Origin of the sequence: Micromonospora parva (assembly GCF_000718515.1) — a bacterium.
GTDB classification, from domain to species: Bacteria; Actinomycetota; Actinomycetes; order Mycobacteriales; family Micromonosporaceae; genus Micromonospora; species Micromonospora parva.
This window is the reverse complement of record NZ_JNZS01000001.1, coordinates 211,840-237,614: the sequence shown is the minus strand read 5'-3', so window position 1 is coordinate 237,614 and position 25,775 is coordinate 211,840. Positions and strand designations below refer to the sequence as shown.

The 25,775-nt window shown below is 72.8% G+C and carries 25 protein-coding genes; 7 read left to right on the top strand and 18 right to left on the bottom strand.

Going from position 1 to position 25,775, the window contains the following annotated elements:
• Position 1 precedes the first annotated feature (1 nt).
• The gene (locus IF22_RS0101055; RefSeq protein WP_030327619.1) at positions 2 to 544 is read right to left on the bottom strand and encodes a GNAT family N-acetyltransferase; all 543 of its coding nucleotides are present in this window, start codon (positions 542 to 544) and stop codon (positions 2 to 4) included.
• A 32-nt stretch (positions 545 to 576) separates the two neighbouring features.
• Positions 577 to 1,059 (bottom strand): DnaJ family domain-containing protein, encoded by a 483-nt coding sequence (locus tag IF22_RS0101050; protein WP_030327618.1) that lies wholly within the window; start codon positions 1,057 to 1,059, stop codon positions 577 to 579.
• Positions 1,060 to 1,289: 230 nt separating this feature from the next.
• On the opposite strand from IF22_RS0101050, the gene IF22_RS0101045 reads away from it, so the two are divergent.
• Positions 1,290 to 1,940: a LysE family translocator gene (locus IF22_RS0101045; protein ID WP_030327617.1), complete on the top strand. Its 651-nt coding sequence runs from the start codon at positions 1,290 to 1,292 to the stop codon at positions 1,938 to 1,940.
• A 141-nt stretch (positions 1,941 to 2,081) separates the two neighbouring features.
• Positions 2,082 to 2,645 carry a dihydrofolate reductase family protein gene (locus IF22_RS0101040; protein WP_030327615.1) on the top strand — a complete coding sequence of 188 codons (564 nt, stop codon included), beginning with the start codon at positions 2,082 to 2,084 and terminating at the stop codon, positions 2,643 to 2,645.
• Positions 2,646 to 2,683: 38 nt separating this feature from the next.
• On the opposite strand, the gene IF22_RS0101035 is transcribed toward IF22_RS0101040, so the two are convergent.
• The 4 genes from IF22_RS0101035 to IF22_RS0101020 all read right to left on the bottom strand — a co-directional run bounded on the left by IF22_RS0101035 (position 2,684) and on the right by IF22_RS0101020 (position 6,693).
• Positions 2,684 to 3,691, bottom strand: a complete 1,008-nt coding sequence (locus tag IF22_RS0101035; protein WP_030327614.1) for an RNA polymerase subunit sigma-70 — start codon at positions 3,689 to 3,691, stop codon at positions 2,684 to 2,686.
• 104 nt (positions 3,692 to 3,795) lie between these two features.
• Positions 3,796 to 4,650, bottom strand: a complete 855-nt coding sequence (locus IF22_RS36105; protein ID WP_051708081.1) for an SDR family NAD(P)-dependent oxidoreductase — start codon at positions 4,648 to 4,650, stop codon at positions 3,796 to 3,798.
• Positions 4,647 to 5,987 (bottom strand): flavin-containing monooxygenase, encoded by a 1,341-nt coding sequence (locus IF22_RS0101025; protein WP_030327612.1) that lies wholly within the window; start codon positions 5,985 to 5,987, stop codon positions 4,647 to 4,649. The genes IF22_RS36105 and IF22_RS0101025 overlap by 4 nt, the downstream gene beginning before the upstream one ends.
• A 58-nt stretch (positions 5,988 to 6,045) precedes the next feature.
• Positions 6,046 to 6,693 (bottom strand): TetR/AcrR family transcriptional regulator, encoded by a 648-nt coding sequence (locus IF22_RS0101020; protein WP_030327611.1) that lies wholly within the window; start codon positions 6,691 to 6,693, stop codon positions 6,046 to 6,048.
• Between the two features lie 56 nt (positions 6,694 to 6,749).
• Between IF22_RS0101020 and IF22_RS0101015 the strand changes: the two genes are divergently transcribed.
• The 3 genes from IF22_RS0101015 (at position 6,750) to IF22_RS0101005 (ending at position 9,865) form a co-directional block, all read left to right on the top strand.
• Positions 6,750 to 8,111 carry an MFS transporter gene (locus IF22_RS0101015; protein WP_030327610.1) on the top strand — a complete coding sequence of 454 codons (1,362 nt, stop codon included), beginning with the start codon at positions 6,750 to 6,752 and terminating at the stop codon, positions 8,109 to 8,111.
• Between the two features lie 26 nt (positions 8,112 to 8,137).
• The gene (locus IF22_RS0101010) at positions 8,138 to 9,292 is read left to right on the top strand and encodes a coiled-coil domain-containing protein (protein ID WP_030327609.1); all 1,155 of its coding nucleotides are present in this window, start codon (positions 8,138 to 8,140) and stop codon (positions 9,290 to 9,292) included.
• 231 nt (positions 9,293 to 9,523) lie between these two features.
• Positions 9,524 to 9,865, top strand: coding sequence for an RNA polymerase-binding protein RbpA (locus tag IF22_RS0101005; protein WP_030327608.1), 342 nt, complete (start codon positions 9,524 to 9,526; stop codon positions 9,863 to 9,865).
• A 70-nt stretch (positions 9,866 to 9,935) separates the two neighbouring features.
• Here the strand turns inward: IF22_RS0101005 and IF22_RS0101000 are convergent, their stop codons facing one another.
• From IF22_RS0101000 to kdd, 9 genes are all read right to left on the bottom strand, one after another.
• Positions 9,936 to 10,454 (bottom strand): FxsA family protein, encoded by a 519-nt coding sequence (locus tag IF22_RS0101000; protein ID WP_030327607.1) that lies wholly within the window; start codon positions 10,452 to 10,454, stop codon positions 9,936 to 9,938.
• A 68-nt stretch (positions 10,455 to 10,522) separates the two neighbouring features.
• Entirely contained in the window at positions 10,523 to 11,332 is an 810-nt protein-coding gene (locus tag IF22_RS0100995) for a polyprenol monophosphomannose synthase (protein ID WP_081883635.1), read from the bottom strand.
• 34 nt (positions 11,333 to 11,366) lie between these two features.
• On the bottom strand, positions 11,367 to 13,103 hold the full coding sequence (gene lnt / locus IF22_RS32750; protein WP_051708104.1) for an apolipoprotein N-acyltransferase: 1,737 nt from the start codon (positions 13,101 to 13,103) through the stop codon (positions 11,367 to 11,369).
• Between the two features lie 573 nt (positions 13,104 to 13,676).
• Positions 13,677 to 15,059, bottom strand: a complete 1,383-nt coding sequence (locus IF22_RS0100985) for a glutamate mutase L (RefSeq protein ID WP_051708080.1) — start codon at positions 15,057 to 15,059, stop codon at positions 13,677 to 13,679.
• On the bottom strand, positions 15,056 to 15,460 hold the full coding sequence (gene kal / locus IF22_RS0100980; RefSeq protein ID WP_030327602.1) for a 3-aminobutyryl-CoA ammonia lyase: 405 nt from the start codon (positions 15,458 to 15,460) through the stop codon (positions 15,056 to 15,058). Before kal ends, IF22_RS0100985 begins: the two co-directional genes overlap by 4 nt.
• Positions 15,457 to 16,206 (bottom strand): lysine 5,6-aminomutase subunit beta, encoded by a 750-nt coding sequence (gene kamE, locus IF22_RS0100975; protein WP_030327600.1) that lies wholly within the window; start codon positions 16,204 to 16,206, stop codon positions 15,457 to 15,459. The genes kal and kamE overlap by 4 nt, the downstream gene beginning before the upstream one ends.
• A 71-nt stretch (positions 16,207 to 16,277) precedes the next feature.
• Positions 16,278 to 17,837, bottom strand: coding sequence for a lysine 5,6-aminomutase subunit alpha (gene kamD, locus IF22_RS0100970; protein WP_030327599.1), 1,560 nt, complete (start codon positions 17,835 to 17,837; stop codon positions 16,278 to 16,280).
• A 22-nt stretch (positions 17,838 to 17,859) separates the two neighbouring features.
• Positions 17,860 to 19,425, bottom strand: a complete 1,566-nt coding sequence (locus tag IF22_RS0100965; protein ID WP_030327598.1) for an amidohydrolase — start codon at positions 19,423 to 19,425, stop codon at positions 17,860 to 17,862.
• Positions 19,426 to 19,429: 4 nt separating this feature from the next.
• The gene (gene kdd / locus IF22_RS0100960; protein ID WP_036410461.1) at positions 19,430 to 20,491 is read right to left on the bottom strand and encodes an L-erythro-3,5-diaminohexanoate dehydrogenase; all 1,062 of its coding nucleotides are present in this window, start codon (positions 20,489 to 20,491) and stop codon (positions 19,430 to 19,432) included.
• Positions 20,492 to 20,633: 142 nt separating this feature from the next.
• On the opposite strand from kdd, the gene IF22_RS0100955 reads away from it, so the two are divergent.
• Positions 20,634 to 22,025 (top strand): KamA family radical SAM protein, encoded by a 1,392-nt coding sequence (locus IF22_RS0100955; protein ID WP_051708079.1) that lies wholly within the window; start codon positions 20,634 to 20,636, stop codon positions 22,023 to 22,025.
• A gap of 53 nt (positions 22,026 to 22,078) precedes the next feature.
• On the opposite strand, the gene IF22_RS0100950 is transcribed toward IF22_RS0100955, so the two are convergent.
• Positions 22,079 to 23,143: a hypothetical protein gene (locus tag IF22_RS0100950; RefSeq protein WP_030327595.1), complete on the bottom strand. Its 1,065-nt coding sequence runs from the start codon at positions 23,141 to 23,143 to the stop codon at positions 22,079 to 22,081.
• The gene (locus IF22_RS0100945) at positions 23,143 to 23,706 is read right to left on the bottom strand and encodes an RNA polymerase sigma factor (protein ID WP_036410537.1); all 564 of its coding nucleotides are present in this window, start codon (positions 23,704 to 23,706) and stop codon (positions 23,143 to 23,145) included. Before IF22_RS0100945 ends, IF22_RS0100950 begins: the two co-directional genes overlap by 1 nt.
• A 109-nt stretch (positions 23,707 to 23,815) precedes the next feature.
• Here IF22_RS0100945 and IF22_RS0100940 point away from each other — a divergent pair, with 109 nt between their 5' ends.
• Complete coding sequence (locus IF22_RS0100940; protein ID WP_081883634.1) at positions 23,816 to 24,940, top strand: low temperature requirement protein A; 1,125 nt, start codon at positions 23,816 to 23,818, stop codon at positions 24,938 to 24,940.
• 19 nt (positions 24,941 to 24,959) lie between these two features.
• Here the strand turns inward: IF22_RS0100940 and IF22_RS0100935 are convergent, their stop codons facing one another.
• A complete protein-coding gene (locus IF22_RS0100935) occupies positions 24,960 to 25,658 on the bottom strand; it encodes a polysaccharide deacetylase family protein (RefSeq protein ID WP_245233476.1) in 699 nt (232 codons plus the stop codon).
• Positions 25,659 to 25,775 lie beyond the last annotated feature (117 nt).

Below are 25,775 nucleotides of genomic sequence, written 5' to 3'. Positions count from 1 at the left end.
GCTAGGCGTGCAGGGCGTGCCGGTGACCGTCGAGCGGGAAGGGCGGCCGGGCCGGCAGCACCTCCTGGAACACGAAGCCGCACTTCTGCGCCACCCGGCAGGACGCCACGTTGTCCACCTGGTGCAGCAGGTCGAGACGCGTCACCTCGGGGAACCGGTCGAACGCCCAGCGGCTCAGCGCGGTCACCGCGCGGGGCGCGACCCCACGACCGCGTGCCCACGACGCCGTCCAGTAGCCCACCTCCGGCGCCGGGCGCTGCGGGGTGACCCCCTTGAGCACCACGTTGCCGACCAGCCGCGCGCCGTCGGCCTGCTCTTCGACGACGGCGAAGGTGTACCGGCGGCCGTCGGCCCGGTCCCGCTGGGTGCCCTTGAGCCACCGCCGGGCCTCGGCGGCGTTGGTCACCGGATGACTGGTCCAGTGCCGCAGGACCGGGTCCCGGTACGCGTCCACCAGGTCATCGAGGTCGTCGGCGCACCACTGACGCAGGGTGACATCCGGTGTCGAGGGTGGGCCGGGTGCCGGTGATGATCCGATGAGCATCGGCACATTCTGCCGTGTCCGTGGCCGTGGGGTCAGCCCCGACGGCGGCGCCACCGCTGCCACCAGCCCCGGCGCCACGGTCTCACGGCGGTCACCGCTTCGGTGACGGTGACGGTGACCTCGGGGCGGGCCCGTTCGGCGCGCCAACGGCGGATGACGTCCTCGGTGTTGACCGGGCGCACCGCGATCCGGGGCCCGTCGTCGGGGAAGCGCAGCCACGCCACGATCTGCACGTTCAGCTGCCCGACGAAGTCCCGGACGGACTGCTCGGTGGGCAGGTCACGGACCTCGTTGGGGACCTGCTCGATACGGCGGCGCAGTTGCAGCGACGTGGGCAGCAGCAGGTCACTGGGGAGTGCCTCGCGCTCCAGGAAGCTCTTGATCCACCAGGCCTCGTCGTACGGCGCCCCCCGACCGGGGATCGGCTTGCCCGTGCCGGGCAGGTCGTCGAACTCGCCGCGCTGAATGGCATCCTGGATCTTCGCCTCGACTGACGCTTCCCACGCCTCGGTCACCCTGCGGCACCTCCCCTGGCCACCGTAACGCGCCGCTTCCGGTTGGCGGCACGCGTGTGCCACTGATCAGCGCGCCCGTGACGGTGGGCATTCCCGCCGTGGCCGCGGGGCGCCGGCAGGCGCGAGTGGATCACCCCGGATCGCAGGCCACGGCTCGCCAGGTGGCTCTGGGCCGGGATGTTCGTCCCGATTACGGTCAGTGTGGGGGTCTACCGAACGGGGGAATCGTCGTGGTCGGTGCGGGCGCACTGCTGGGTATCGCGCTGGTGGCGTTGGGGCTGGTGCTCACCCCCGGCCCGAACATGGTCTACCTGGTGTCCCGCTCGGTGGCGCAGGGCCGCAGGGCCGGGCTGGTCTCGCTGCTCGGGGTGGCCGCCGGATTCGGCGTCTACCTGGCGGCGGCGGTCGCCGGACTGGCCACCGTCTTCGTCCTGGTGCCGACGCTGTACGCGGTGGTGAAGCTCGCCGGCGCCGGCTACCTGCTCTGGCTGGCCTGGCGGACGCTGCGTCCGGGCGGCGGTTCACCGTTCGCCCCCGCACCGCTGCCACCGGACCCGCCCCGGCGGCTGTTCACCATGGGCCTGGTCACCAACCTGCTCAACCCGAAGATCGCCATCCTGTACGTGTCGCTGCTGCCCCAGTTCATCGACCCGGCCCGGGGGCACCTCGCCACGCAGAGCCTGCTGCTCGGTCTGACCCAGATCGCCGTGGCGTTGAGCGTGAACGCGCTGATCGTGCTCAGCGCCGGCGCCCTCGCGGGGTTCTTCGCCCGCCGGCCGGTGTGGCTACGGGTGCAGCGCTGGGTGACCGGCACGGCCCTGGCCGCGCTGGCGATCCGCATCGCCGCGGACCGCTCGCGCGCGGCCGTGGCCACGCCCTGACCCGGCCGCCCACCGCCCCGGTCGGGTGGCCGTCCGGCAGAGCGGGCCACGGGTGCGCCGCTCGCCAGTGCGACGCACCGATGAGGTTTCCGCGTCGCGCTCGTCGGTACGGGTGAGATCGACTGACGAGAGGCTGACACGATGCGGAAACTGATCTTCGGCATGAACGCGACACTGGACGGTTACGTCGCCGCGCCGGGCGACGACATCAGTTGGAGCGGGCCGACCGACGAGCTGTTCCAGTGGTGGCTCGACCGCGAACGGGCGATCGCGCTGTTCCTGTACGGGCGCAAGCTGTGGGAGATGATGAGTTCCTACTGGCCGACCGGCGACCAGCAGCCGGGTGCCACCCCGGCGCAGGTCGAGTTCGCGCGGAACTGGCGGGACACGCCGAAGGTGGTGTTCTCCTCGACGATCGACAAGGTCGACTGGAACACCCGGCTGGTCACCGGCGACGCGGTCGCCGAGATCACCCGGCTCAAGGCCGAGGACGGCGGGCCGATGAGGGTTGGTGGCGTGACGCTCGCTGGCGCGGTGATGCGGGCCGGGTTGGTCGACGAATTCGAGGTTGTGACCCACCCGGTGCTGCTGGGCGGCGGCAAGCCGCTCTTCAGCGCACTCGACAGCTGGGTGAACCTGAACCTGGTGGAGACGCGGACGTTCCCGGGCGGTGTGGCGCTGGCCCGGTACGAGACGAGGCGATAGCAACGGTCACCTGCCCCGGCCCGTGCGTGGATCTGTGATCACAGTGTCGGTGCCAGGTCCAGCCACGGCTTGTCGGTGGCGTCGAAGCCGGTGAGTTCGGCGATCTTCCCGTCGACGATGTGCAGGACGGCGATGGCGAACAGCCGGTACTGCGAGTCGCCGGGGGCGCGGAGGTAGAGCGCGGCGGCTGGCATGCGGTTGACCGTCGTGGTGATACCGCGCCAGTCGTCGTGCCCGCGCTGGAAGAGCCCACCGGAGATCCAGCCGTCCACCGCGTCCCCGGCCGTCGTGGTCACGGTGCCCGGGTCGGGCAGCATCGCGAAGCGCAGGTCGTCGCGCAGCAGGGACATCAGCCCGTCGAGGTCGTTGCGCTCATGCGCGCGGATGTACGACCTCACCGCGCCGCGCTCGTCGCTCGACAGCTCGTGGGTGGCGGGGCTGCGCCAGTCGAGGCGGCGGTCGGGCAGCTGCTCGCGCATCGTCACGCGGGCCCGCTGCAGTGCGCTGGTCACCGACGCGACGGTCAGCTCCAGGGCGTCGGCGGCCGTCGACGCCGGCCAGCCGAGCACGTCGCGCAGGATGAACACCGCCCGCTGGCGCGGTGGTAGGTGCTGCACGGCGACGATGAACGCCAGCTCGATCGTCTCCCGCGCCACCACCGATTCCTGCGGGTCCTCGGGGAGCATCTGGTCGGGGTACGGCTGCAGGTACATCACCTCGGAGTCGGCGTCCGGCAGCGCGGACGGTGCGGGTGCCCGGTTGGTGGGCTTCTTCAGGAAGTCGAGGCAGGCGTTCGTCGCGATCCGGTACAGCCAGGTCCGTACTGCCGCGTGGCCCCGGAAGGACTCCCGCTTGTGCCAGGCGCGCAGGAACGTCTCCTGCGTCATGTCCTGGGCGTCCTCGTAGTTCGCGAGCATCCGGTAGCAGTGCACGTGCAGCTCACGCCGGTGGCGTTCGGTCAGGAGCGCGAACCGCGCGGGATCTCCCGCGCGGACCGCCGCGAGAAGATCGGTCTCGTCGGCGTCCAACCGGGTGGCGTCGGTCATGTCAGCATCCTTCCAGCGGTGCGAGTGGCCAACAGAGCTGACGACCTGGTGGATCATTTCTGATCGCGCCGGCACTGTCACGCGCGAACCGCTGCCCGCCTCGGCTACCTGTCGCCGGTTTCCGGCGACCTCCGGGCGGCCCCGCGGTGCCGGTCGACCATCCCGGCGGCCAGCGGCGCGGCGTCCAGGTCACCGGCGGCGAGCCGGGCGGCGAGGGTACGACGCACCAGCCGGTCGGCCAGCGCGGGCGCGTGCCGGCCGACGGCCATCTCCAGCCGACCACGGGCGGTGGTCGCCACATCCCGGGGCGCCCGCCGGGCGGTGGCGGTCCGCAGGATCGCCGCGACCACCCCTTCGACGGGCTCGGGGCGGGACACCCCCCGCAGGGACAGCCCGGCCTCGGCGGTGCTGTCGTGAATCGGTGAGGCGACCATGCTCGGGTAGACGACGCTCACCCCGACGTGGGTGCCCACCTCGTGGCGCAGCGCGTCGGCGTAGGCGACCAGTGCCCGTTTGCTCACCCCGTACGCGGCGGCGAGCGGCAGCGGCAGCACCGCCATCCGGCTGGCCACGAAGATCACCCGTCCGCGGGTGGTGAGCAGTGCGGGCAGCGCGGCGGCGGTGGTGCGCCAGGCGGCCAGCAGGTTGACCTCCAGTTGCCGGCGGACCACCTCGTCGGGAGGCAACTCGGCCGGCGCGGGACCACCGACCCCGGCGTTGTTGATCAGCAGGTCAAGCCCGCCGAGCCGGTCGACGGCGGCCCGCACCGCCGCCGGTACGGCGTCCGGGTCGGTCAGGTCGCAGCCGAGCACCGGCACGTCGTCGTCGGGGCGGGCGTGCAGGTCGAGCCCCACCACCCGGGCGTCGGCCGCGCTCAGCGCCGCGCCGAGGTGGCGGCCGAACGTCCCGCTCGCCCCGGTGACCAGCACCCGCCGGCCGGCCAGCGATCGGCCGCTCACCGGGGTGCCCGCACCGAGGACGGCGCGCCGGAGCGGGCGCGGCGGGCCCCGGCGGTCAGCTCCCGGGCCAGCTCGGCCAGGTAGACGTCGAAGTCCACCCGCATCGCCGGGCGGCGCTGACCCCACCGGGCGGTAGCGGCCCGTAGTTCGGCCCGGCACACGGCGCGCTGCCGGTCCGGGTCCGGCAGCGCGTACCGGCCGGCGAGGTGCGCCGCGATCAGCTTGGCCTGCGCCTCGACCAGCGGGAACGCGGAACCGGTGGACTGCATCAACCCGACGAAGCTCAGTCCGGGGGCGTCGGGGTGGAACACGTGCCGGTACAACGGCAGGGTGTCGGCGCCGCCGGCGAGCAGCGCCGGGTCGAGGAACGGCACGTCCACCCGGTAGCCGGTGCACCAGATGATCAGGTCGACGGTGTCGCTGCGGCCGTCGGTGAACTCCACCCGGTCGCCGTCGAGGGCGGCGACGCCGGGGCGGGCCTCGACGTCGCCGTGGGTCAGCCGCGACAGCAACCCGTCGGAGAGCGTCGGGTGGTCCTGGAGGAAGCCGTGCGTCGGCGCGGGCAGCCCGTAGCGGGCCGGGTTGCCGACGGTGGCGCTCAGCATCGTCTGGCTGACGCGTTGACGCAGCCGCCACGGCAGTCGGCGGGCCAACGCCCCGTTGAGGGTGTCCGAGGGGCGACCCAGCAGGTACTTCGGCACCACCCAGACGCCCCGGCGCAACGACAGCAGGGTGCGGGCCGCCGCGTACGACGCGTCCACGGCGATGTCCATCGCGGAGTTCCCGCCGCCGACGACCAGGACCCGCCTGCCGGCCAGCTGCTCCGGGCCCCGGTAGTCGTGGCTGTGCATCTGCTCGGCGGTGCAGGCGCCGGGGTAGCCGGGATCCGGCAGCCGGGGCACCCGGTTGTGCCCGTTGGCGACGACAACGGCGTCGACGGTGACCTCGACCGGGCCGGTCGGGCCGGTGGCGGCCACCGTCCAGGTGCCGGTGGGGTTGCGGGTGACCCGCTCGACGGTGTGCCGAAGCCGGATGGTGTCGGCCAGCCCGAAGCGGGCGGCGTAGTCGGCGAGGTATCCGGCGACGCGCCGGTGGTCGGGGTAGTCCGGCCAGTCGGTGGGCATCGGGTGGTCGGCGAACTGGGTACGACCGCGGCTGGTGTTGAGGTGCAGCGTGCGGTACGCGGGTGAGTCGGGTGCCCCGTACACCCAGAGGCCGCCGACCTGCTCGGCGGCCTCGAAGCCGACCGTCGGCACGTCGGCGTCCCGTAGTGCCTTGACCGCGGCGAGCCCGGCGGCACCGGCGCCGATCACCGCCACCCGCTGTGCTGCGCCCATCGCCCCGCCCCCACTAAATCCAACGTCCGATGGATAATCGTCGGGCGACGGCGACCCGTCAAGGGGCCGGCGGCCCGTACAGCCCGTCGAGCATCCGGTGCACGAACGTCCGGAACTCGCGCCGTTCCCGGGCGCCGGGCGCGCCAGCGGCCAACGCCACCACGTGCCCGTGGGTGGCCCACACCAGGCTCCGCACGGTGATGTGGGGAGTCGGCTCATCCAGGGCGCCCGCCGCCGCGGCGGCGGTGAGCAGCTGCCCGACCAGCCGGTACAACGGCTCGGAGTAACGCTTGTCGAGCTCGCCGTGCCGCTGTGGCTCCAACCAGCGCCGCAGCCACAGCGCGGTCGTCTCGGGGCGGTCCTCCAGGAAGTCGACGAAGACGTCGACTAGTTCGTGCAGGGCCCGCCGCGCCGCGTCCGGACCGGCGTCGACAGCCGCGCGGGCCTGCTCGGCGGCCGCGGTCAGCACCTCCTGCTCGGCGGCGAACACCCGGGCGAAGCACGCGTCGTAGAGGGCCGCCTTCGTGCCCGTGTGGTGCGCGACGGTGGCGACGTCGACCCCGGCGGCGGCGGCGACCTCCCGCAACCCGACGGCGTCGAAACCCCGCTCGGCGAAGAGCGCCGTCGCCGCGGTGAGCACCACCTCGCGGGTCGGCCGGGTCTCGTCGCGGCGGGGCCGACCCGGGCGGCGGCGGGGCATGGTCATGACGCCATTCTGCCCCTAGAATCCAGCAACCGTTGGATTGCGGAGAGGATGCGGCGATGACCGGGCTGGACCGGCGGCCGGCGGCCGCCACCGACGCGACACTGCCCCGCGGCCCACTGGCGGGCTTCGCCGCCGGCTCCCTCGGCATGGGTGTCTGGGTGACGGTGCCCGGCCTGCTGCTGCTGTACTTCCTCACCGACGTGCTGGCCGTCGGCCCGTGGCTGGCCGGCCTGACGCTGCTGCTGCCGAAGATCGCCGACGTGCTGCTGCACCCGTGGGTGGGGCACCGCGCCGACGTGGAACAGACCCGCCGCGGCGACCGGCGTCGCCTGCTGCTGCTCGGCTGCGCCCTGCCGATCGCGTTCGCCGCGCTCTTCGCCGTGCCCGGCGGCCTGACCGGAGCACCGGCCGCCGCGTGGGTGGCGGTGTTCTTCATCGCCGGCAACCTGCTCTTCGCCGCCTACCAGGTCCCCTACCTGGCCACCCCCGCCGACCTGCGGATCGGCTACCACGAACGCACCCGGCTGATGGCCTTCCGGATGGTCGTGCTGACCCTGGGCATCCTGGTCTCCGGGCTGCTGGCCCCCCTGCTCACCGGCGGCGACGCCGCGACCCGGGGCGGCTACCAACGCATGGGCGTGATCCTCGCGGTGGGGATGCTGGTGGCCATGCTGGTCGGTGTCGCCGGCATCGCCCGCCTGCGCGGCTCCGCGGCGGATCGGACCCCGGCCGGGCACGGCGGGTGGCGGGCGCTGCGCGTCGCGCTGCGCGATGCGCAGTTCCGGTGGCTGGTCGCCGCGTACCTGGCGATGTCCACCACCACCCACCTGGTGCTCGCCGGCGTGCCCTACTACGCCGAGTACGAGCTGCGCGCGCCCGGCCTGACCACGGTGCTGGTGGCCGCGTTCGTGGCGCCGGCGCTGCTGGTCACCCCGCTCTGGCTGGTGGTGGCGCGACGCGTCGGCAAGCAGCGGGCGCTGCTCGGCGCGCAGGGCGCGTTCGCCGTCGGCTCGCTGGTGCTGGCGGTGGGCCGACCGGCCGGCCTGCCGGTGCTGATCGCCGCGGTGGCGGTGCTCGGGGTGGCGTTCGCCGGCATGCAACTGTTGCCGTTCTCGATGCTGCCCGACGTGATCCGCGCCGCCAGCTCCGACACCGGCGGCACCGGGGCCGGCACCTACACCGGGGTGTGGACGGCAACCGAGGCCACCGGCGCGGCGCTGGGCCCGTACGCGTACGCGTTGTGCCTGGCCGTGGGTGGTTTCGTGGCCTCGACGGCCGGTGAGTCGCCGGTGCAGCCGGACGCCGCGCTCGCGGCGGTCCGCTACGGCTTCGGGTTGCTGCCGGCGGTGGCGATGCTCGCGGCGCTGCTGCTGCAACGCCGCTACACCCTGGACGCGACGGCCCGGACGACGACCTGAGCGGCCGGCACTAGACTTCGCCCTCGATGGACGCCCAGCCCGCCACCACCGAGACCCGTCCCTGCGCCCACTGTGGAGCGCCGGTGCCGCAGCGTGTCGGCGCGGGTCGACCGTTTCGCTACTGCCGCGACAACGACGGCGCCTGCCAGCGCGCCTCCCGCAACAGCCGGATGCGGCACCGCAACGCCCCCGGCCTGCCGGGGCAGGTGGCCCGCACCTGGGAGGCGGTGGACCGGCTCGACCAGATCGTCGAGACGTTGACCGAGTCGCTGCACGCCGAGTTGTCCCCGGTGGGTGTGCAGCGGCAGCTCGCCCAGGCCCGCGCGGAGGCCGCCACCGAGATCGCGGCGGCGCAGGCCGAACGTGACGAGGCCCGCGACGACGCCGAGGCCGCGGCGGCCGACGCGACGCGCGCCCGCGAGCAGGCCCGCGACGCCCGCGCCGACGCCGACGCCGCCCGTCAGCGCGCCGAGCTGGCGCACCGGCAGGCCACCGCCGCCGACGAGCGGGCACAACACGCCGAGGACGCCCGGGACCAGGCGCGCCACGCGGCCAGCGCCGCCGAGGCGCTGCGTGTGCAGGCCGAACGCGACCGCGACCAGGCCCGCGCGGAGGTGCGGGACCTGCGCGCGCAACGCGACGCCGAGCGGCAGCGGGTCGCCGATCTCGTCGTGGAACGCGACGCGGTGCGCGCCGAGGCTGAGCGGGCCACCCGGGCCGCCGCCGACGCGACCGAGCGGGCCGGGCGGTGGCAGGCCGAGGTGCAGGACGTCCGGCGTCAGATCGAGCAGTCCCGCGCCGACGCGGCGCGTACCCGGGCGGAGGCCGCCGACGCGGCCCGGGCGCGTGAGCAGGCCGACCGGGCCCGCGACCGCGCCGAGGTCGCCGCCCGGCAGGCCGACGAGGCCCGGCAGGAGGCCGCGGAGCTGGCCGCGCGGCTGCGCGCGGAGCTGACCGCCGTGGCCGCCCACCGCGACACGCTCACCGCCGAGCTGAGCGTGGCCCGGCAGGCCGCGGCGACCGCCGAGGGGCACCGCACCGCCCTGACGGTACGGCTCGACGCCGCCGAGGCCGACCGGGATCTGGCCCAGCGGCGGGTGGCGCAGCTCGGCGACCAGGTCAGTGACCTGGCGTTGGCGTTGGCCCGGCTCGGTGCCGGCACTCCCGGCGACACGACTTGAGCATCGTGGCGCAACCTTCGGTAAGCTTGCGCGGTTAACCTCCCCGGTGGCCGCGCACACGCACCGTTGTCGCGACTCGCCTGGGGATCGCCTCACCGGGTGACCGTCCCGGCCGGCTACCCTTGGTCCCGGCCCACCCGTGGACGCCTCACGCCCTCGGGCGGGAATGGCGCGGCGGGGACGCACCGTTACACCCAGAAGACCAGCACCACGAACGAGGGGAAGTCGATCATGGGCGAGCGTATGCTGCGCGGAAGCCGCCTTGGCGCGGTGAGCTATGAATCCGACCGCAACACGGAGCTCGCGCCGCGTCAGACCCGCGAGTACCTCTGCGCCAAGGGCCACCAGTTCGAGGTGCCGTTCGCCGTCGACGCCGAGGTCCCGACGACCTGGGAATGCAAGTTCGACGGCAGCGTCGCCCGACTCGTCGACGGCAGCGAGCCGGAGCAGAAGAAGGCCAAGCCGCCGCGTACCCACTGGGACATGCTTCTGGAGCGGCGCTCGATCGCCGAGCTGGAGGACATCCTGGAGGAGCGCCTGCAGGAGGTTCGGACCCGCCGCGGCCGCGCCTGAGCCGCACGACACACAACGGCGACGCCCCCGGGGAAACCCCCGGGGGCGTCGCCGTGTCTGATGGGCGGTGTCAGTGCCGACCGGGCTCGACGATCTCACCCTCGATGGCCCGACCGCCGTCGACCACCACCGGCTGTTCCGGTTGCGGGGTCGGTTGCGGCGCACCCTGGCGCACCCGCACCGTGCGCGGCCCGAACAGGTCACCGGCGACCATCGACGACACCCGCCGCTCGGTGGCGCGGCGCACCCCGGCGCGGGCCAGCCGACGCACCGGCGGCACCAGCAGCAACACCCCGACCAGCCCGCTGACCAGGCCGGGCACCGCCAGCAACAACGCGCCCGCCAACCCCACCAGGCCGTCGGTCACCTGCCCGCCGGGGGGCTGCCCGGCCGCCGCTGCGGAACGGAACCCCCGCCAGGCGCGCATCCCCTCGCGGCGCAGCAGCACCAGACCCAGCAGGGACGCGGCGAACACCAGCAACACCGCCGCGCCGAACCCCAGCGCCCGTCCCACGCCGACGAACACCGCCAGCTCCAGCACCACCGCCAGCAACAGGGCCAACGGTACGAACCTCAGTCCTCGGCGCATCTCACCTCATCGCCATTCCTGCGGACACCACGGACGTGGTCCGCTCATCCAGCATGACACGACCGCGCTCACGGCCACCGGGCCTGACCGGTGGCGGTGCCGTGCAGGCCGCGGCGTACCGACTGGCGTCGGTCCCGCACCCCCCAGGCGGTGATCCGCCACAGCGCCTCCGCCACGATCTTCGGGCTCATCTTGCTGTCGCCGCGTTCCCGCTCGGCGAACGTGATCGGCACCTCCACGATCCGCACCCCGGCCCGGTGCGCCAGCCGCGACAGCTCCACCTGGAACGAGTAGCCCTGCGAGGTCACCGACTCCAGGTCGATCGCGTCCAACGCGCTGGTCCGGTACACCCGGTAGCCACCGGTGGCGTCCGAGACGGGCATGCCCAGCGCCAGCCGCGCGTACAGGTTGCCGCAGCGCGACAGCAGCAGCCGCCGCAGCGGCCAGTTGAGCACCCGCGCGCCACTGGTCCACCGGGAGCCGATCACCACGTCCGCGTCGCGGGCGGCGTCCAGCAACGCCGGCAGGTCCTCCGGGGCGTGCGAGCCGTCGGCGTCCATCTCCACGACCGCCTGGTAGCCGCGCTCGCGCGCCCACCCGAACCCGGCCAGGTACGCCGCGCCGAGGCCCTGCTTGCCCTGGCGGTGCAGCACCTGCACGTGCGCGTCACCGTCGGCGAGGGCGTCGGCGATCGCGCCGGTGCCGTCGGGGCTGTTGTCGTCGGCGATGAGGACCTGCACCGCCGGGGCGGCGCGCCGGACCCGGCCCACGATCGCGGCGATGTTGTCGGCCTCGTTGTAGGTGGGGATCACCACCAGCACCCGGCCCACCCCGGGCACCTCGTCCGGGCGTCGGATCGTATCGGTCGCCTGGATCACGGTTCCTCCGCTCCCGCCGGCGTACCGGCTGTTGCTATCCGGGCATGACCCGCCGTCGGCGCAGCACCGCCGCGCCGACCAGGGCCGCCGCGGCCAGCGCGGCGAGCGTCACCTCCGGCCACCAACCGAGGCGGGTGGCGAGGGTGCGTCCGTCGTCGAGGCGCACCTGCCGCACCACGACCTCCCGGGTGTTGAACCCGGTGGCATCGCTTACCCGCCCGTCGGGTGCGACGAACCCGGACACACCGACAGTGGAGGCCATCAACGCCGGCCGGCCGTGCTCCACCGCCCGCAACCGCACCATGGCCAACTGCTGGCGGGCCTCCGCCACGTTGAACGTGGCGTTGTTGGTCTGCACCACCAGCAGTTGCGCGCCGCCGGTGACGGTGTCCCGGACCACCTCGTCGTAGGCGACCTCGAAGCAGATCACGTCACCGAGCACGGCGGGGCCGGCGCGTACCACGCCCGGGGTGCTTCCGGGCACGAAGTCGTTGCGGATCAGGTCGACCTGCTTGCTGACCATCCGGGCCACGTCCCGCAGCGGCACGTACTCGGCGAACGGCACCGGGTGGCGTTTGGTGTACAGCTGCTCCATGTCGGCGCCGGTGCCGGGGCGCCACAGGATGCCGGCGTTGCGGACCTGCCCGACGTCGGGGCCCAGTAGCACCGCGCCGACCAGGATCGGCGCGCCGATGGTGTCGGCGGCCTGGGAGATCCGGGCACCGGCGGTGGGGTTGCGCAGCGGGTCGATGTCGCTGGAGTTCTCCGGCCACACCACCACGTCGGGGCGCGGCTGCTGCCCGGCGGCGACCCGCCCGGCCAGCTCGATGGTGGCGTCGACGTGGTTGTTGAGCACCGCCTGCCGTTGGGCGTTGAAGTCCAGGCCCAGCCGCGGCACGTTGCCCTGCACGATCGCCACGGTGACGGTGGCGCCGGACCCGGCGGAGGCGACCGGCACGAGCAGGGCACCGGCGGTCAGCGCGACGGCCACGACCGCGGGGACGACGACCGGCGTCCACCGCCGCGCCGAACCGCCGCCGGACGGCGCGGCGGTGGTGGGGTTGGTGTCGGCGGGGCCGTCGAGCTGATCGCTGTCGGTGTCCGCGGTGTCCGCGGTGTCGGCCGTGTGGGTGCTCGGGCCGGTGCCGTTGGGGGTGGTGCGGCGCAGGGTGCTGACGGTGCGCCAGCCGGCGGTGACCAGCAGGCCGCCGACGAGGGCGACGGCGAAGGTGACCACCGGCGCGCCGCCGAGCGCGGCCAGGCGCAGCAGCGGCGACTCGTCCTGGCTGAACGCGAGCCGCCCCCAGGGGAACCCGCCGAACGGGGTGCGGTCGCGCAGCGCCTCCTGGCCCACCCAGAGCAGCCCGGTCAGCGCCGGCCACGCCCAGCGGCCCCGGTCGGCCAGCGGCGACACCCAGGCGGTAGCGGCGCCCAGCAGCGCCAGGTAGCCGGCCTGCAGCAACGACAGCAGCACCCACGGCAGGTAACCGGTGTGCAGGTTCGTCCAGGCCAGCAGCGGGGCGAACAACGCCACACCGGTCAGGAAGCCCAGGCCGGTGCCGGCGCGCATCCGCCGCCGGTGTACGGCGGCGGCCAGCAACGCCACCCCGACGGGCGCGAGCGGCCACACCCCGTACGGGGGGAACGCCACCAGCAGGGCCAGCCCGGCGGCCACGGCCAGGGGCACAGCGACCCGTAGCGGCAGCGGCCGACCCGCGACGACCGGCGCGCCGGTCACCCGGGGGGTGCGGGTTTCATCCTGGTCCAGCATCGTCACCGCAGCTTCACCTCGATCACCCGGCGAAGGCTACCCGCCTGATGGTCCCGCCGGCCGGGACCCCCGCTCGCCGATCTTGCGCTTTCCGTGCCGACACAAGGGGCATTCCCGCCCACGTCGACGACCGAAACCGCAAGATCGCCGCAAGTGGGAGTGGCGTGGCGTGAGGGTGGGGGGATGAAATCGGGGCGCGGCTGACGCCGCGCCCCGATGCTCCCAGGCCCTTCCCGGCCGGTGTGGCGAGGATGGGGCACGACGACCTTCGGACCGACCGGACGTGGACTGGCTGCCCCCGCCGGGCCGTTGTCTACTGGCCGTGCACCTCACCCTGCCCGTACACCGGTAACCGCGGCCGGTTCGCGCCGCCCCGCCGACCCCCGCCCGCTGGACCTGGCCGCCGCGACGATGACGCTGAAACATGTCGCTCGGCCAGCGGACGAAGGGACGAAGCGAACAACAGCCGCTTCCCGTGGTAGGACTCAAAGACGGTACGTGCCGACCCCCGTCGGTTGTCAACCCGCACCCGGCCTGTCGTGTGTTGCGACACGGCGTGTCGGTCGGCGAGTCTCACTGCGTACGCAGATGGTGACGCAGCAGCGCCCTCGCGGCCGCCGGGTGTTCCTCGGCGAGCAGCCCTCCGGCGGCCAGCACGTAGTCCGCGTCGACGACCGCCGCGGCGGCGCGCGGCAGCGCCCACCCGCCGGCGTGATCGGCCAGGACCGCCGACAGCACCTGCCCGGACATGTCCGCCGGGGCGTGCCGCAACACCCCACCGGAGCCCACCAGCAGCCGCACGTCGCGCAGGTCCCGCCCGGCCCGCTCACCGGTGGCCGCGCCCCGGGCGTGCCGGCGCAGCGCCACCGTCGCGGCGAGGGTGGCGATGCGCCGGTCCACGGCCCGCTCGACGTCGTCGACGGCCAGTAACGCCGGGTCGCCCGCCCGACGCGCCGCGGCGGCCGCCAGGTCGTCGGACTCGTCCCCGGCGAGCAGCCGCTCCTCGACGGCGGCGCGCACCACCCCGGGGGCGCTCCACCGCATCCCCAGATCGCCCTCCACGGTGCGGGCCCGCCACAGACTGCCGGCGACCTCCCGGCCCGGCCCGGTGGCCCGCTCGTCGGGCGTGAGCACCGAGTACACGTCGGTGGTGGCCCCACCCACGTCGACGACGGCGAGATCACCACCGAGGGTGTCGGCGAGCACCTCCACACCGGTGAGCACCGTGTCGGGGGTGGCCGCCCGCACCAGCCGCGCGAACCGGGTGCCCCTGGACAGTCGTTTACCACCGATGACGTGACGCAGGAACACCGCGCGGATCGCCGAGCGCGCCGAATCCGGGGCGAGCACCCCGATGCGCGGCAGGACGTTGTCGGCGGCGGTGACCGGCACCCCGGCGTCGCCCAGCAACCCGGTCAGCTGCTCGCGCACGTCGGCGTTGCCCGCGTACACCACGGGCCGGCGCCACCGGGCCCGGGCCAGCCGGGTCGCGTTGTGGGTGATCGTGTCGGCGTCACCGCCGTCGGTGCCGCCGACGAGCAGCACCACATCGGGTCGGGCCGCCCGCAACGCCGTCAGGTCGGCCGCGCCGAGCCGACCCGCCGCGACGTGCACCACGTGCGCGCCCGCGGACAACCCGACCCGCCGCCCGGCCTGCGCGGTGACCAACGGCTCATAGCCGATCACGGCCAGCCGCAACCCACCCCCGGCCGACGAACACACGTACCACGGCACGTCACCCACCCGCAGCCCGGCGGTGGCCGCCGCCACCGCGGCGTCCAGGCCGTGCAGCACGTCGGTGCCGACAGTGGTCGGCGCCGACGCCGCACCGGCGAGGACACCGGCGGCCAGGTCCACCACTGCCACCTTCGTGTACGTGGAACCGACGTCGGCGCAGACCGCCAGTGTCGCGGGCTCTCCCGGTCCGCGACCGCGGGGCTCGCGACCCTGGCTCATTCCTCGCGACCGACTGCGGCGGGGACGACCACGGTGCCGGTCGCGGTGACCGCCACGATCGGCGGGTCGAGGACCTCCGCGGCGGACGCGGAACGGTCCGGGCGACCCCGGCACACCACCGCGCAGCTCAACTCCAGGGTGCGGCTGCGGGTGCCCACCCGCGACACCTGCGCGGTCACCTGCACCACGTCCCCGGCGTGGATGGGCGCGTGGAAGCGCACGTCGGCGTACCCGGCGAACAGCCCCTCGTCACCGTCGGTGCGGATGCACACCTCGGTGGCGACGTCACCGAACAACCCGAGCGCGTACGCCCCGTCGACCAGGTTCCCGCCGTAGTGGGCGTGCGAGTACGGCACATACCGCCGGTGCGTCACCGTCAACCCGAGCCGTGCGTCGGTCATGCCATCGCCTTCCGTTGCGTGATCAGAGCGTGCACCAGGTAGCTGGCCACCTCGCCGGGCGTGGTGCCCCGACCGAAGATCCGGTCCACGCCCAACTCGTCGGTCATCGTCTCGTCGAAGCGGGGACCACCGACGATCAGCAGCGGCCGCCGCCCCGCCGGCATCGCCTCCCGGAACGCCGCCGACATCTCCCGGGTGTTGTGCAGGTGCGCGTCGCGTTGGGTGACCACCTGCGACACCAACACCGCGTCGGCCTTCTCCGCCCGGGCGGTCTCCACCAACTCCGGCACGCTGACCTGCGCACCCATGTTGGTGACCTTCAACTCCCGGTAGTACTCCAGGCCCTTCTCCCCCGCGATGCCCTTGACGTTGAGGATCGCGTCGATGCCCACCGTGTGCGCGTCGGTGCCGATGCACGCCCCGACCACCGACAGCTTGCGCCGCAACCGCTGCTTGATCACCGTGTTGACGTCCTTCGCCGACAGCAACGCGAAATCACGCTCCACCACCTGCACGGCGTCGAGGTCGACCAGGTGGTTCACCCGCCCGTAGACGACGAAGAAGGTGAACCCGTCACCCATCGGTTTGGCGTGCACCACCATCGCCGGGTCGATGCCCATCTTGTTGGCCAACTGCACCGCCGCGCCCTCGGCCCGCTTGTCATGCGCCACCGGCAAGGTGAACGACACCTGCACCATCCCGTCACCGGTGGTGTCCCCGTACGGGCGCACGATCTGCTTGCTCACGCCGCCGCCGCTTCGCGCCGGCGGCGTGAGCGCGGGACTGCTGTGCTGGCCGGTTCGCTCGCTACGCTCGCTCACGCCGCCGCCTCCAGGATGTCGGTGGCCGGGTTGCAGTAGTCGGCCTCGTGCGCGGCGACCCCGTCGAGGCCCTTGCCCCGGTCCGCGGGCCGCTTCATGATCCCGAAGGTGCCCTCGGCGATCGCCGTCAGCAACGTCTGCTCCCCGATGCGTTCCAACAGGTCCAGCGCCTCACCGAGGACCTGGTTGGCGCGGCGGCGGATGAACCCGCCCGGCGCCGGCACGAAGTCCTCGTGCAGCCCACCGGCCGCGCCCAGCACGTAGCGCACGTTCTGCAGGGCGATGTCCCGATCCGACAACCACGGTGTCACCACCGCCTCGGTCATCATCCCCACCAGCAGGATCCCCTGACCGGTCAGCGCACCGGCCAGGTTGAAGAACCCGTCGAGCAGGTTGCCCCGGAACACGTCACCGGTCATGTGTTTCGTCGGCGGCATCCACTTCAGCGGCGCGTCCGGGAACAACTCCCGGGCCAGCAGGGCGTGCGCCAACTCCAGCCGGAACGACTCCGGCACCTCCGGGTTGATCTCGAACGCGTGGCCCAGACCCAACTGCCAGTCCGCCAACCCCGCCTCGTGCGCGAAGAACTCGTTGAGCAGCTGCGACACCGTCACCGTGTGCGCCTCGTCGACGGCGTCGGCGGTGGTCAGGTAGTTGTCCTCACCGGTGTTGATGATGATCCCGGCGCGGGCGTGCACCTGCCGGGAGAACCGCTGGTCGACGAACGTACGCACCGGGTTGATGTCGCGGAACAGGATCCCGTACATCGAATCGTTCAACATCATGTCGAGGCGTTCCAACCCGGCCAGGGTCGCCATCTCCGGCATGCACAACCCCGACGCGTAGTTGGTCAACCGCACGTAGCGTCCCAACTCCTTCGACGACTCGTCCAACGCCGCGCGCATCAACCGGAAGTTCTCCTGCGTGGCGTACGTGCCGGCGAAACCCTCCCGGGTCGCGCCCTCGGGCACGTAGTCCAGCAGCGACTGCCCCGTCGAACGGATCACCGCGATCACGTCCGCGCCGGCCCGCGCCGCCGCCTGCGCCTGCGGAATGTCCTCGTAGATGTCCCCGGTCGCCACGATCAGGTAGATCCACGGCCGCTGCTTCGGGTCCCCGTGCCGCTTGATGAGCCGGTCCCGTTCGGCGCGCCGCCGGTCGATGCGCCGGATGCCCGCCCCGACCGCCCTGCGCGCCGCCGACCGGGCCGCCGTCGCGGCCCGCCCGGTCGGCTGGGTGAACCGCACCGACCCGGCCGCGGCCTTCTGCGCCAGCAACGTCACATCGGTGCCGCCCTCACGGGCCAGGGCGTCGAACACCGGCACCGCCACCCCGTGACCCAACCCGACGTCCGCGGCGACCGCGTCGACGAGCCGGTTCACCCACGGAATGCCGTCCGGGTCGGCGCCGCTCACCCCGGCCAACCGCAGCACCGCCCGCTCCACCGACACGGTGGTGTGGCTGCGAGCCAGGTCCACCACCGGCTGCCCGGCCCGACGCGCCAACTCCCGCGCCCGCGCCACCAACACCGGATCAAGATCAAGCTTGCCGGTCACGCCACACCGCTCATCTGCTCGCTCACGACGACCCTTCCTCGTAGATGACCTCACCGCGCAGCACCAGACGCCGACACACCGGCAGCGGCGTCGGGTCGTCCGGACCCCACTGCTCCGGGTCCTCGGCCAGCAACACCGGCAGACCCCGCTGCACCCCCGCCGGTGTCGACCACACCGCGAACGTCGCCGGCGCACCCAACGCCAGAACCCCCTCGACGTCCAGGTGCACCGCCCGCCACCCACCCCGGGTGTGCGCCGCGAACGCCGAGCGCACCCCCATCCGCTGCGCCGGGTTGTGGTGCGCCGCCGCCGCCCGCACCGACCCCCACGGGTCCAGCGGCGTCACCGGCGAATCCGACCCGAACGCCAACGCCACCCCCACCGAGTGCATCGCACCCATCGGGTTCGACTCCAACGACCGGTCCAACCCCAACCGCGCCTCGTACATCCGACCCGCGCCACCCCACAACCGGTCGAACGCCGGCTGCATGCTCGCCACCACCCCGTACTCCACGAACCGCGCGATCAACCGCTTGTTCATGATCTCCGCGTGCTCGATGCGGTGCCGGGCCGCCCGCAATCGCTCCACCCCCACCGTCCGCGCCGCCGCCGCGAACCCGTCCAGGACCGTGCCGATCGCCGCGTCACCGATGGCGTGGAACCCGCCCTGCAGGCCGTGCGCCGCACAGTCCAGCAGGTGATCGCGGACCTGCTCGGCCGTCAGGTACCCGTGCCCGCACCCGTCACCGTCGCCGTACGGCTGCGACACGTGCGCCGTCCGCGACCCCAACGCCCCGTCGGCGAACAGGTCCCCACCGGCGCCCACCGCACCCAACTCCCGGGCCCGCGCCGCGCCACCCAGCTCACCCCAGTACCCGTACACCTCCGGCAACCCCGCCCCGGAGATGCCCAGCAGACCGGTGAAGTCCTCCTCGTCGGAGATCTCCGGACCACCGCACTCGTGCACCGCCGCGATGCCCAACGACGCCGCGTGCGCCAACGCCACCCGCTGCGCCGCGACCCGCTGCGCCCGACTCACCGACCCCTGCGCGGCCGCCCGCACCACATGGTGCGCGTCGCGCCGCAACCACCCCGACGCGTCGTACCCGGCCTCGGTCGCCGCCTGCGGACACGCCGCCAGCATCGCCGAGGACACCAACGCCGAATGGATCGACGCCTGCGACAGGTACACCCGCCGGCCACCGGCCGCCCGGTCCAACGCCGCCGCGTCCGGCAACGTCGGATCCGACCAACCCGACTCGTCCCAGCCGTGCCCCAGCACCACCGCGTCCGCCGGCAGACCCGCCGCGAACCCGGCCACCGCGTCGAGCAGCTGCCCGGCCGAGCGCACCCGCGACAACTCCAGCCCGGACAACGCCAACCCGGTGTCGGTGGCGTGCACGTGCGCGTCCACGAACGCCGGCGTCACCAGCGCCCCACCCAGGTCCACCACCCGGTCGGCCGACGGCGCGTCACCATCGGTGCCCAACCAGGCGATCCGCCCACCGGACACCAGCAGCGCGGTCGCACTCGGGTCGGCGGGGCAGTGCAGCACGCCGCCGCGATACAACGTCGAGGGGTTCGTCATGACCTCAGTCTGCCGCGACCCGCGCCGCGAACAGCTGACGCACCCCCGGCTCGGCCCGCAACAACCCCAACGCCAGCTCCGCGTGCCCCGGCACGTACCCGTTGCCGACCAGCATCGTCACGTCCGCCGCCAACCCCTCCGCACCCAACGCCGCAGCGGAGAAGCTCGTCGCCATCGAGAAGAAAATCACCGTGCCGCCGTCCGCGGTGGCCAACACCGCCCCGTGCTCACACCCCGGCACGTCCACGCAGACCACCGTCACGTCCGCCGGGGCACCCAGCGCGGTGGTCACCGCCGTGGACAACCCCACCGGGTCGCGGGCGTCTGCCAACGCCACCACCGACGCCAGACCGGCGGCCGTCAGCGCGTCGCGCTCCGCCGCCACCGGCACCACCCCGACGGTACGGGCGGCGCCCGCGCGCCGTGCCGCAGCCAGCGACAGCGACCCGCTCTTGCCCGCTCCACCGATCACCGCGACCCGCACCGGCGACGGGTCACCGGCGCGCCGCCGGTCCTCGACGTAGCGCGACACCACCCGGGCGGTCAGCGCGGGCGCCCCGCACACGTCCAGCACGGCCAGGGACAACTGCGGGTCCTCGTCCTCGGGCAGCACCGCGGCGATGGACCGCGCGAACAGGATCGCCCACCCGTCGCACGGCACCTGCTCGCTGCGCCCGTCCCAACGGGCCAACCCGTCGGTGATCACCAACGGCGTCAACGTCAACGACACCAGGGTGGCGACCCGCTGGCCCGCCCTGAGCCCCAACGGGGAGCGCCGACCGGCCTCCTCGACAGTGCCGATCAACATCCCACCCGACCCGGTCACCGGGTTCTGCATCTTCCCCCGGGTCGAAATGATCTCCAGTACCTCGGCGCGGACCGCGTCACCGTCACCGCCGTGCTTCTCCGACAACTGCCGGAAGCTCGCCGCGTCCAGGTTGAGCCGCTGCACCCGGATCCGTACCTCGTTCGGCGCGATCACCGCCGACGTGTCCAGCCGCCAAGCCGCCTGCGGCAGCACCCCCGCCGGTTGCACGACGCGGTGCAGTCCCACCGGTGACGTCACGCCGACCTCCCCCTGTCCAGCCGCCCGAAGCCCCGGTCAAGGCTCGCGTAACGGGAAAACTTACGGCAGACTAGTTTCTGTACCGAATATTTTCCAGTAGCCTTCGGGCTTCGATGATCAGCCGCACCACCGAGGAGGGGCCGTGACCCACACCATCCCGCACCCCCGTCACGCCCCGGTCGCCGCACCGACCGCCGGGCAGCCCTACGAATACCACCGCCGCCCCCTGGTCGAACCGGACTGGACCCGCTTCCCCGGCTGGCGCCACATCACCCGCGACCAGTGGGAATCCGCCCAGTGGCAGCGCGTCAACTGCGTCAAGAACATCAAGCAGCTCCGCACCGTCTTCGGCGACCTGATCGACGAGACCTTCTACGCCGACCTCGAGGCCGACCAGAAGGCCCTGGCCACCATGTCCATGCTGGTGCCACCCCAGATGATCAACACGATGGTGCCGTTCGCGACCCCCACCACCGAGGCACTGCTCGCCGACCCCATCCGCCGCTACATGATCCCGGTCGCCTCCGACCGCCGCACCGACTGGCCCTCACACCCCTACGCCAGCCGCGACAGCCTCCACGAACACGACATGTGGGTCGCCGAAGGGCTCACCCACCGCTACCCCACCAAGGTCCTCGCCGAGCTGCTCTCCACCTGCCCCCAGTACTGCGGGCACTGCACCCGGATGGACCTCGTCGGCAACTCCACCCCCGCCGTCGACAAACTCAAGCTCACCCTCAAGCCCGTCGACCGCTACGACGCCCACATCGCCTACCTCAAGGCTCACCCCGGCGTCCGCGACGTGGTCGTCTCCGGCGGCGACGTGGCCAACGTCCCCTGGCGCAACCTCGAGTCGTACCTCATGCGCCTGCTGGAACTGGAGACGGTCCGCGACATCCGGCTCGCCACCAAAGCCCTCATGGGCCTCCCCCAGCACTGGCTGCAACCCGACGTCGTCGAAGGCCTGGAGCGCGTCGCCCGCACCGCCGCCCGCCGCGGCGTCAACCTCGCCATCCACACCCACGTCAACCACGCCCAGTCGCTCACCCCACTGGTCGCCAAGGCCGCCCAGACCGCCCTCGACGTCGGCGTCCGCGACGTCCGCAACCAGGGCGTCCTCATGCGCGGCGTCAACGCCACCACCCCGGAACTGCTCGACCTCTGCTTCGCCCTGCAAGGCGAAGCCGGGATCCTGCCGTACTACTTCTACATGTGCGACATGATCCCCAACGCCGAACACTGGCGGGTCCCGGTCTGGCACGCCCAGCAGCTCCAGCACGACATCATGGGCTACCTCCCCGGCTACGCGACCCCCCGGATCGTCTGCGACGTCCCGTTCGTCGGCAAGCGCTGGGTGCACATGCTCACCGACTACGACCGCGAGCGCGGCATCTCCTACTGGACCAAGAACTACCGCACCTCCATCGAGTCCGCCGACCTGGAGGCGCTCAACAAGCGCTACGCCTACTACGACCCGATCGACACCCTCCCCGAGGGCGGCCAGCAGTGGTGGAACGACCACCGCGACGACTGACCCACCAACGGCGACACCCCCGAGCAGACTGCCCGGGGGTGTCGCCGTTCCCGTCACCGGCAGCCCAGGGCCTCGACGTACCCTGTCGGCGACGTCCCCGCCGCGACCTCGTCGGCGTACCTCCAGAACACCTCCGGCCAGTCACCGGCCTGATCCATGTCCCGCAGCACCCGCCAGCCGTGACTCCCCCGCAGCGCCTCAGCGGCCTGCCGTGCCGCCTCCTCATCCCCGCCCGCTGTCGCCCGCCGCCACTGCTCAATCCACCCGCAACCCACCCGGGACGTCACCCCCACGCTGAACTGGTACGAGTCGCTGACCCCGATCTCCTCCAGCGCGGCCATATCGAACCCCGGCGGCAACGGCACGTCGGCGAGCACCTTCGCCGCCCGCTCCCGCACCGGCACGACCATCTCCGCCGGAAGCACCGCCAACCACGTCCGCGCATCCACCCGAACGATGGCCGCGAGAACCCGGTCCAGGTCCTTCCGCGACCAGTTCTCGGAGGACTTGATCTCCACGACCAGGTCGTCGCGGGGACGCAACAGCACCGTGAAATCACCGCTGAGGCTCTGAAACACATCAGCCGGCCAATCGTCCACCCGCACCGACCTTCCCGGCCCCGTCTCGCGCTGATTGGCATACCGGTCCGCGTACACGGACGCCGGATACCAGTTCATCTCCAGTTCCCGCGCACCCCGGCGAAACCTGACAGTGCCATAGTCCTGGGAGAACTCGGACAGCGCCGCCACCGTCCAACCGGTCTGGTCGACCAGTAACCGCGGGCTCCTCTCCGCCGCCTCCACCGCCGACGGCGGAAAAACGGCCCCGGCTCGCGCACCCGCGCTGACGAGCGGCGAGACCGCGTCGTCCTCGCCCTGCCCCCGCAACACCATGGACGCCGGCACGATGCTCACGAGCACGGCCGCCGCCGTCATGACGCCCGCGAAGCGACGCACCCACAACCGCCGCGGCGCCGACCCGACGGTACGCCGAACCAACGACTCGGACACGATGTCCTCCAGAAGGGTCTGCTTCACCCCACCGAGGTCCCCCAACATCCCGAGCCCACCCGGGTCGGCATCCCGAACCAGCTGGTCGGCACGCTCCTCCGTGCTCATCAGTCCTCCTTGCGGGTGGATGCGGTCAGTACGTCGAGTACATGTCCGGGCGGCCCCGGATCGTCGCCGACCAACGCCCGCAACCTCACCCGCGCCCGCGACAACCGGGTCCGGACCGCCGCGGCGGACACGCCCAGCACCGCGGCCACCTCATGCGGCTGCAGCCCCTCCCACACCGTCAGCATCAGCACCTCCCGGTCCATCTCGGCCAGACCCGACAGGGCCGCCCGAACGGCAAGCCGCTCCGGCACCTCACTGCCCGGATCGGTCACCGACGCGGCAATCTGCTGGCGTAACCGCTCACCGAGGCGCTGCCGGCGAACACCCCCACGGTGATGATTCGCCAGCACCCGCCGCGCGACCCCGTACAGCCACAGCCGGGCCGCACCGGCAACCGGAATGTCCTGCCGGCGACGCCACGCCACCAGGAAGGTCTCCGCGACCACGTCCGCCGCGTCCTCCGGATGCGCGACCCGCCGCAACGCGTACGCCAACAGCGACTCGAAATCCTCGGCGTACGCCCGCCGGAATCGGTCCTCGTCCTGCTCTGTCCCGGGGCTCACACCCACTCCATGTCCGGTGCGCCCCCAACCGTGACAGTCCACAGGCACTCCCCAGGAGAATCACCAACCCGCGAATGCCGTGCACCGCCTGCGGCTAGCGTCCACCACCATGGGACACCCGAGGACAGCGCCCGAAACGGGCACGGCCGACGGGGTCACGCTCGACGAAGTCTTTTTCGACGTCGTGTTCGTGCTCACCGTCACCCAACTTGCCAGCGCCCTCGAAACCCACAGCAACTGGGCTGGATTCGGAAGCAGCGCCCTGATCTTCGGCCTGCTCTGGTACCTCTACACCGGCTACGCCTGGCTCAACAACCACCTGCCACCCCGACGGAACGCCACCAGGCTGATGCTCTTCACCGGCATGGCCGGCTTCCTGCTCACCGCCGTCGCACTACCCGACGCCCTCACCCACACCGGCGCTCTCTTCGCCGTCGGCTACCTCGTCGTCGTCGCCGTCCACCTCATCCTGTTCCTTCACTCCGACGCCCGCAGCGGCGCACTCCGACTCGCTCCCTACAACATCGCCGCCGCGCTCCTCGTCCTGGCCGCCGCCGCGTTCACCGGCCCCGCCGTGCCCGCACTCTGGGCCGCCGCCGTCTTCACCCAGTCCGTCCTGCCCTACCTGCTCCCCCGCCTCTCCTGGACCGGCGCTCCCGCAGCCTTCCACCTGCGACCGGCGCACTTCGTCGAGCGACACGGCCTGCTCGTCATCGTCGCCCTCGGCGAATCCGTCGTCGCCATCGGCATGGGCGTACCGACCGAAGATCTCACCGCCGGAAAGGCCGCCGCGATCGTGCTCGCCCTCGCCCTACCCGTCGCCCTGTGGTGGACGTACTTCACCGACACGCGACCCGCCGAAGCTGCCCTCGCCGCCGCCGCACCGGCCACTCGCACCCGGCTGGCAGCCCGCGCCTACGTCCTCCCCCACTTCCTGTTGCTGATCGGGGTCATCGCCACCGTCAGTGGCCTGCACGCCGCCGTCGCCCATCCCGATGAGCCAGCTACCCCCGGTGCCGCCCTCGCCCTCAGTGGTGGCGTCGCGCTCTACCTGATCGGCATCACCGCCACCCGCCGCGCCCTGCGACTCCCCCTCCCCCTCAGCCGACCCACCACCGCGCTAGCGGCGCTGGCAACCACCGCCGTCGGCCCTGCCCTGGCCGCCCCCGCCCAACTCGTCGCCGTCACCGGCGTCGTGGTGCTCATGCTCGTGACCGACACCCTGCGCGCCTAAATCGACGTCAGCGCACCGGTCAGGCCTCACCCAGTACCTCGGACAACGGCGCCGGCACCAGCCCTCGCTTGCGCAACCCGGCCAGGATGTGCGGCAACGCCTCGTCGGTCATCGCCGCGTTCGCCTCGGTCACATGCATGATCACCACGGATCCGGGGCGGACGTGGTCCAGCACCGCGCGCACCAACGGCTTCCACGCGGTCGCGAACGGATCACCGCTGACCACGTCCCCGTCGACAACCGTCACACCCAACGGCGCCAACGCCTCCAACGCCGCCGCGTCGTGGCAGAGCCCCGGAAAGCGGAAGTAGCGGGTCTGCCGACCCCCGTACGGCTTGATCACCTCGAAGGTCTTCGCCACGTCCCGGGCCAGTTCGTCGACCGGCAGTGCGGGCAGGTCGTAGCAGTCAGTGGTGAACGCCGCGTGCCCGTAGGTGTGGTTGGCCAGTTCGAAGCGCGGGTTGTCGGCGATCCGCCGGGTCACGTCCGGATAGCGCCGCACCCACTTTCCGGTGAGGAAGAACGTCGCCGGCACCTGCTCCCGTTCCAGCAGGTCGAGGATGTGCAGGTTGGCGTACGACTTCACCCGACCGGCCCGCAGACTGGCAAGCATGGCGTCGGTCATGTCCGCGTCGAAGGTCAACGCGACCTTGTTACCGGTCCGCGGCCCGTTGTTCACCACCGGCGCCCTGGTGCCGGTCGGCGTCGCGCCCGGCACCGAGGCAACCGCCGACGGCGACGGGACACCGGCCGACGGAACAGCCGGGTCGGCACCTGCGGACGGCCCCACCGAAGAGGCAGCGACCGACGGCGCGGATGGGTTCGACGACGCGGA

Bases quoted from the DNA above. Each gene is read 5' to 3' on its own strand.
- IF22_RS0100940 (WP_081883634.1), top strand. From the start codon at position 23,816: ATGGGACACCCGAGGACAGCGCCCGAAACGGGCACGGCCGACGGGGTC.
- kal (WP_030327602.1), bottom strand. From the start codon at position 15,460: ATGACCGACGCACGGCTCGGGTTGACGGTGACGCACCGGCGGTATGTG.
- IF22_RS0100950 (WP_030327595.1), bottom strand. From the start codon at position 23,143: ATGAGCACGGAGGAGCGTGCCGACCAGCTGGTTCGGGATGCCGACCCG.
- IF22_RS0101055 (WP_030327619.1), bottom strand. From the start codon at position 544: ATGCTCATCGGATCATCACCGGCACCCGGCCCACCCTCGACACCGGAT.
- IF22_RS0101040 (WP_030327615.1), top strand. From the start codon at position 2,082: ATGCGGAAACTGATCTTCGGCATGAACGCGACACTGGACGGTTACGTC.
- IF22_RS0100985 (WP_051708080.1), bottom strand. From the start codon at position 15,059: ATGAGCCAGGGTCGCGAGCCCCGCGGTCGCGGACCGGGAGAGCCCGCG.
- IF22_RS0101020 (WP_030327611.1), bottom strand. From the start codon at position 6,693: ATGACCATGCCCCGCCGCCGCCCGGGTCGGCCCCGCCGCGACGAGACC.
- IF22_RS0101000 (WP_030327607.1), bottom strand. From the start codon at position 10,454: ATGCGCCGAGGACTGAGGTTCGTACCGTTGGCCCTGTTGCTGGCGGTG.
- IF22_RS0101025 (WP_030327612.1), bottom strand. From the start codon at position 5,987: ATGGGCGCAGCACAGCGGGTGGCGGTGATCGGCGCCGGTGCCGCCGGG.
- IF22_RS0101010 (WP_030327609.1), top strand. From the start codon at position 8,138: ATGGACGCCCAGCCCGCCACCACCGAGACCCGTCCCTGCGCCCACTGT.
- IF22_RS0101035 (WP_030327614.1), bottom strand. From the start codon at position 3,691: ATGACCGACGCCACCCGGTTGGACGCCGACGAGACCGATCTTCTCGCG.
- IF22_RS0100965 (WP_030327598.1), bottom strand. From the start codon at position 19,425: ATGACGAACCCCTCGACGTTGTATCGCGGCGGCGTGCTGCACTGCCCC.
- IF22_RS0101015 (WP_030327610.1), top strand. From the start codon at position 6,750: ATGACCGGGCTGGACCGGCGGCCGGCGGCCGCCACCGACGCGACACTG.
- IF22_RS0101005 (WP_030327608.1), top strand. From the start codon at position 9,524: ATGGGCGAGCGTATGCTGCGCGGAAGCCGCCTTGGCGCGGTGAGCTAT.
- lnt (WP_051708104.1), bottom strand. From the start codon at position 13,103: ATGCTGGACCAGGATGAAACCCGCACCCCCCGGGTGACCGGCGCGCCG.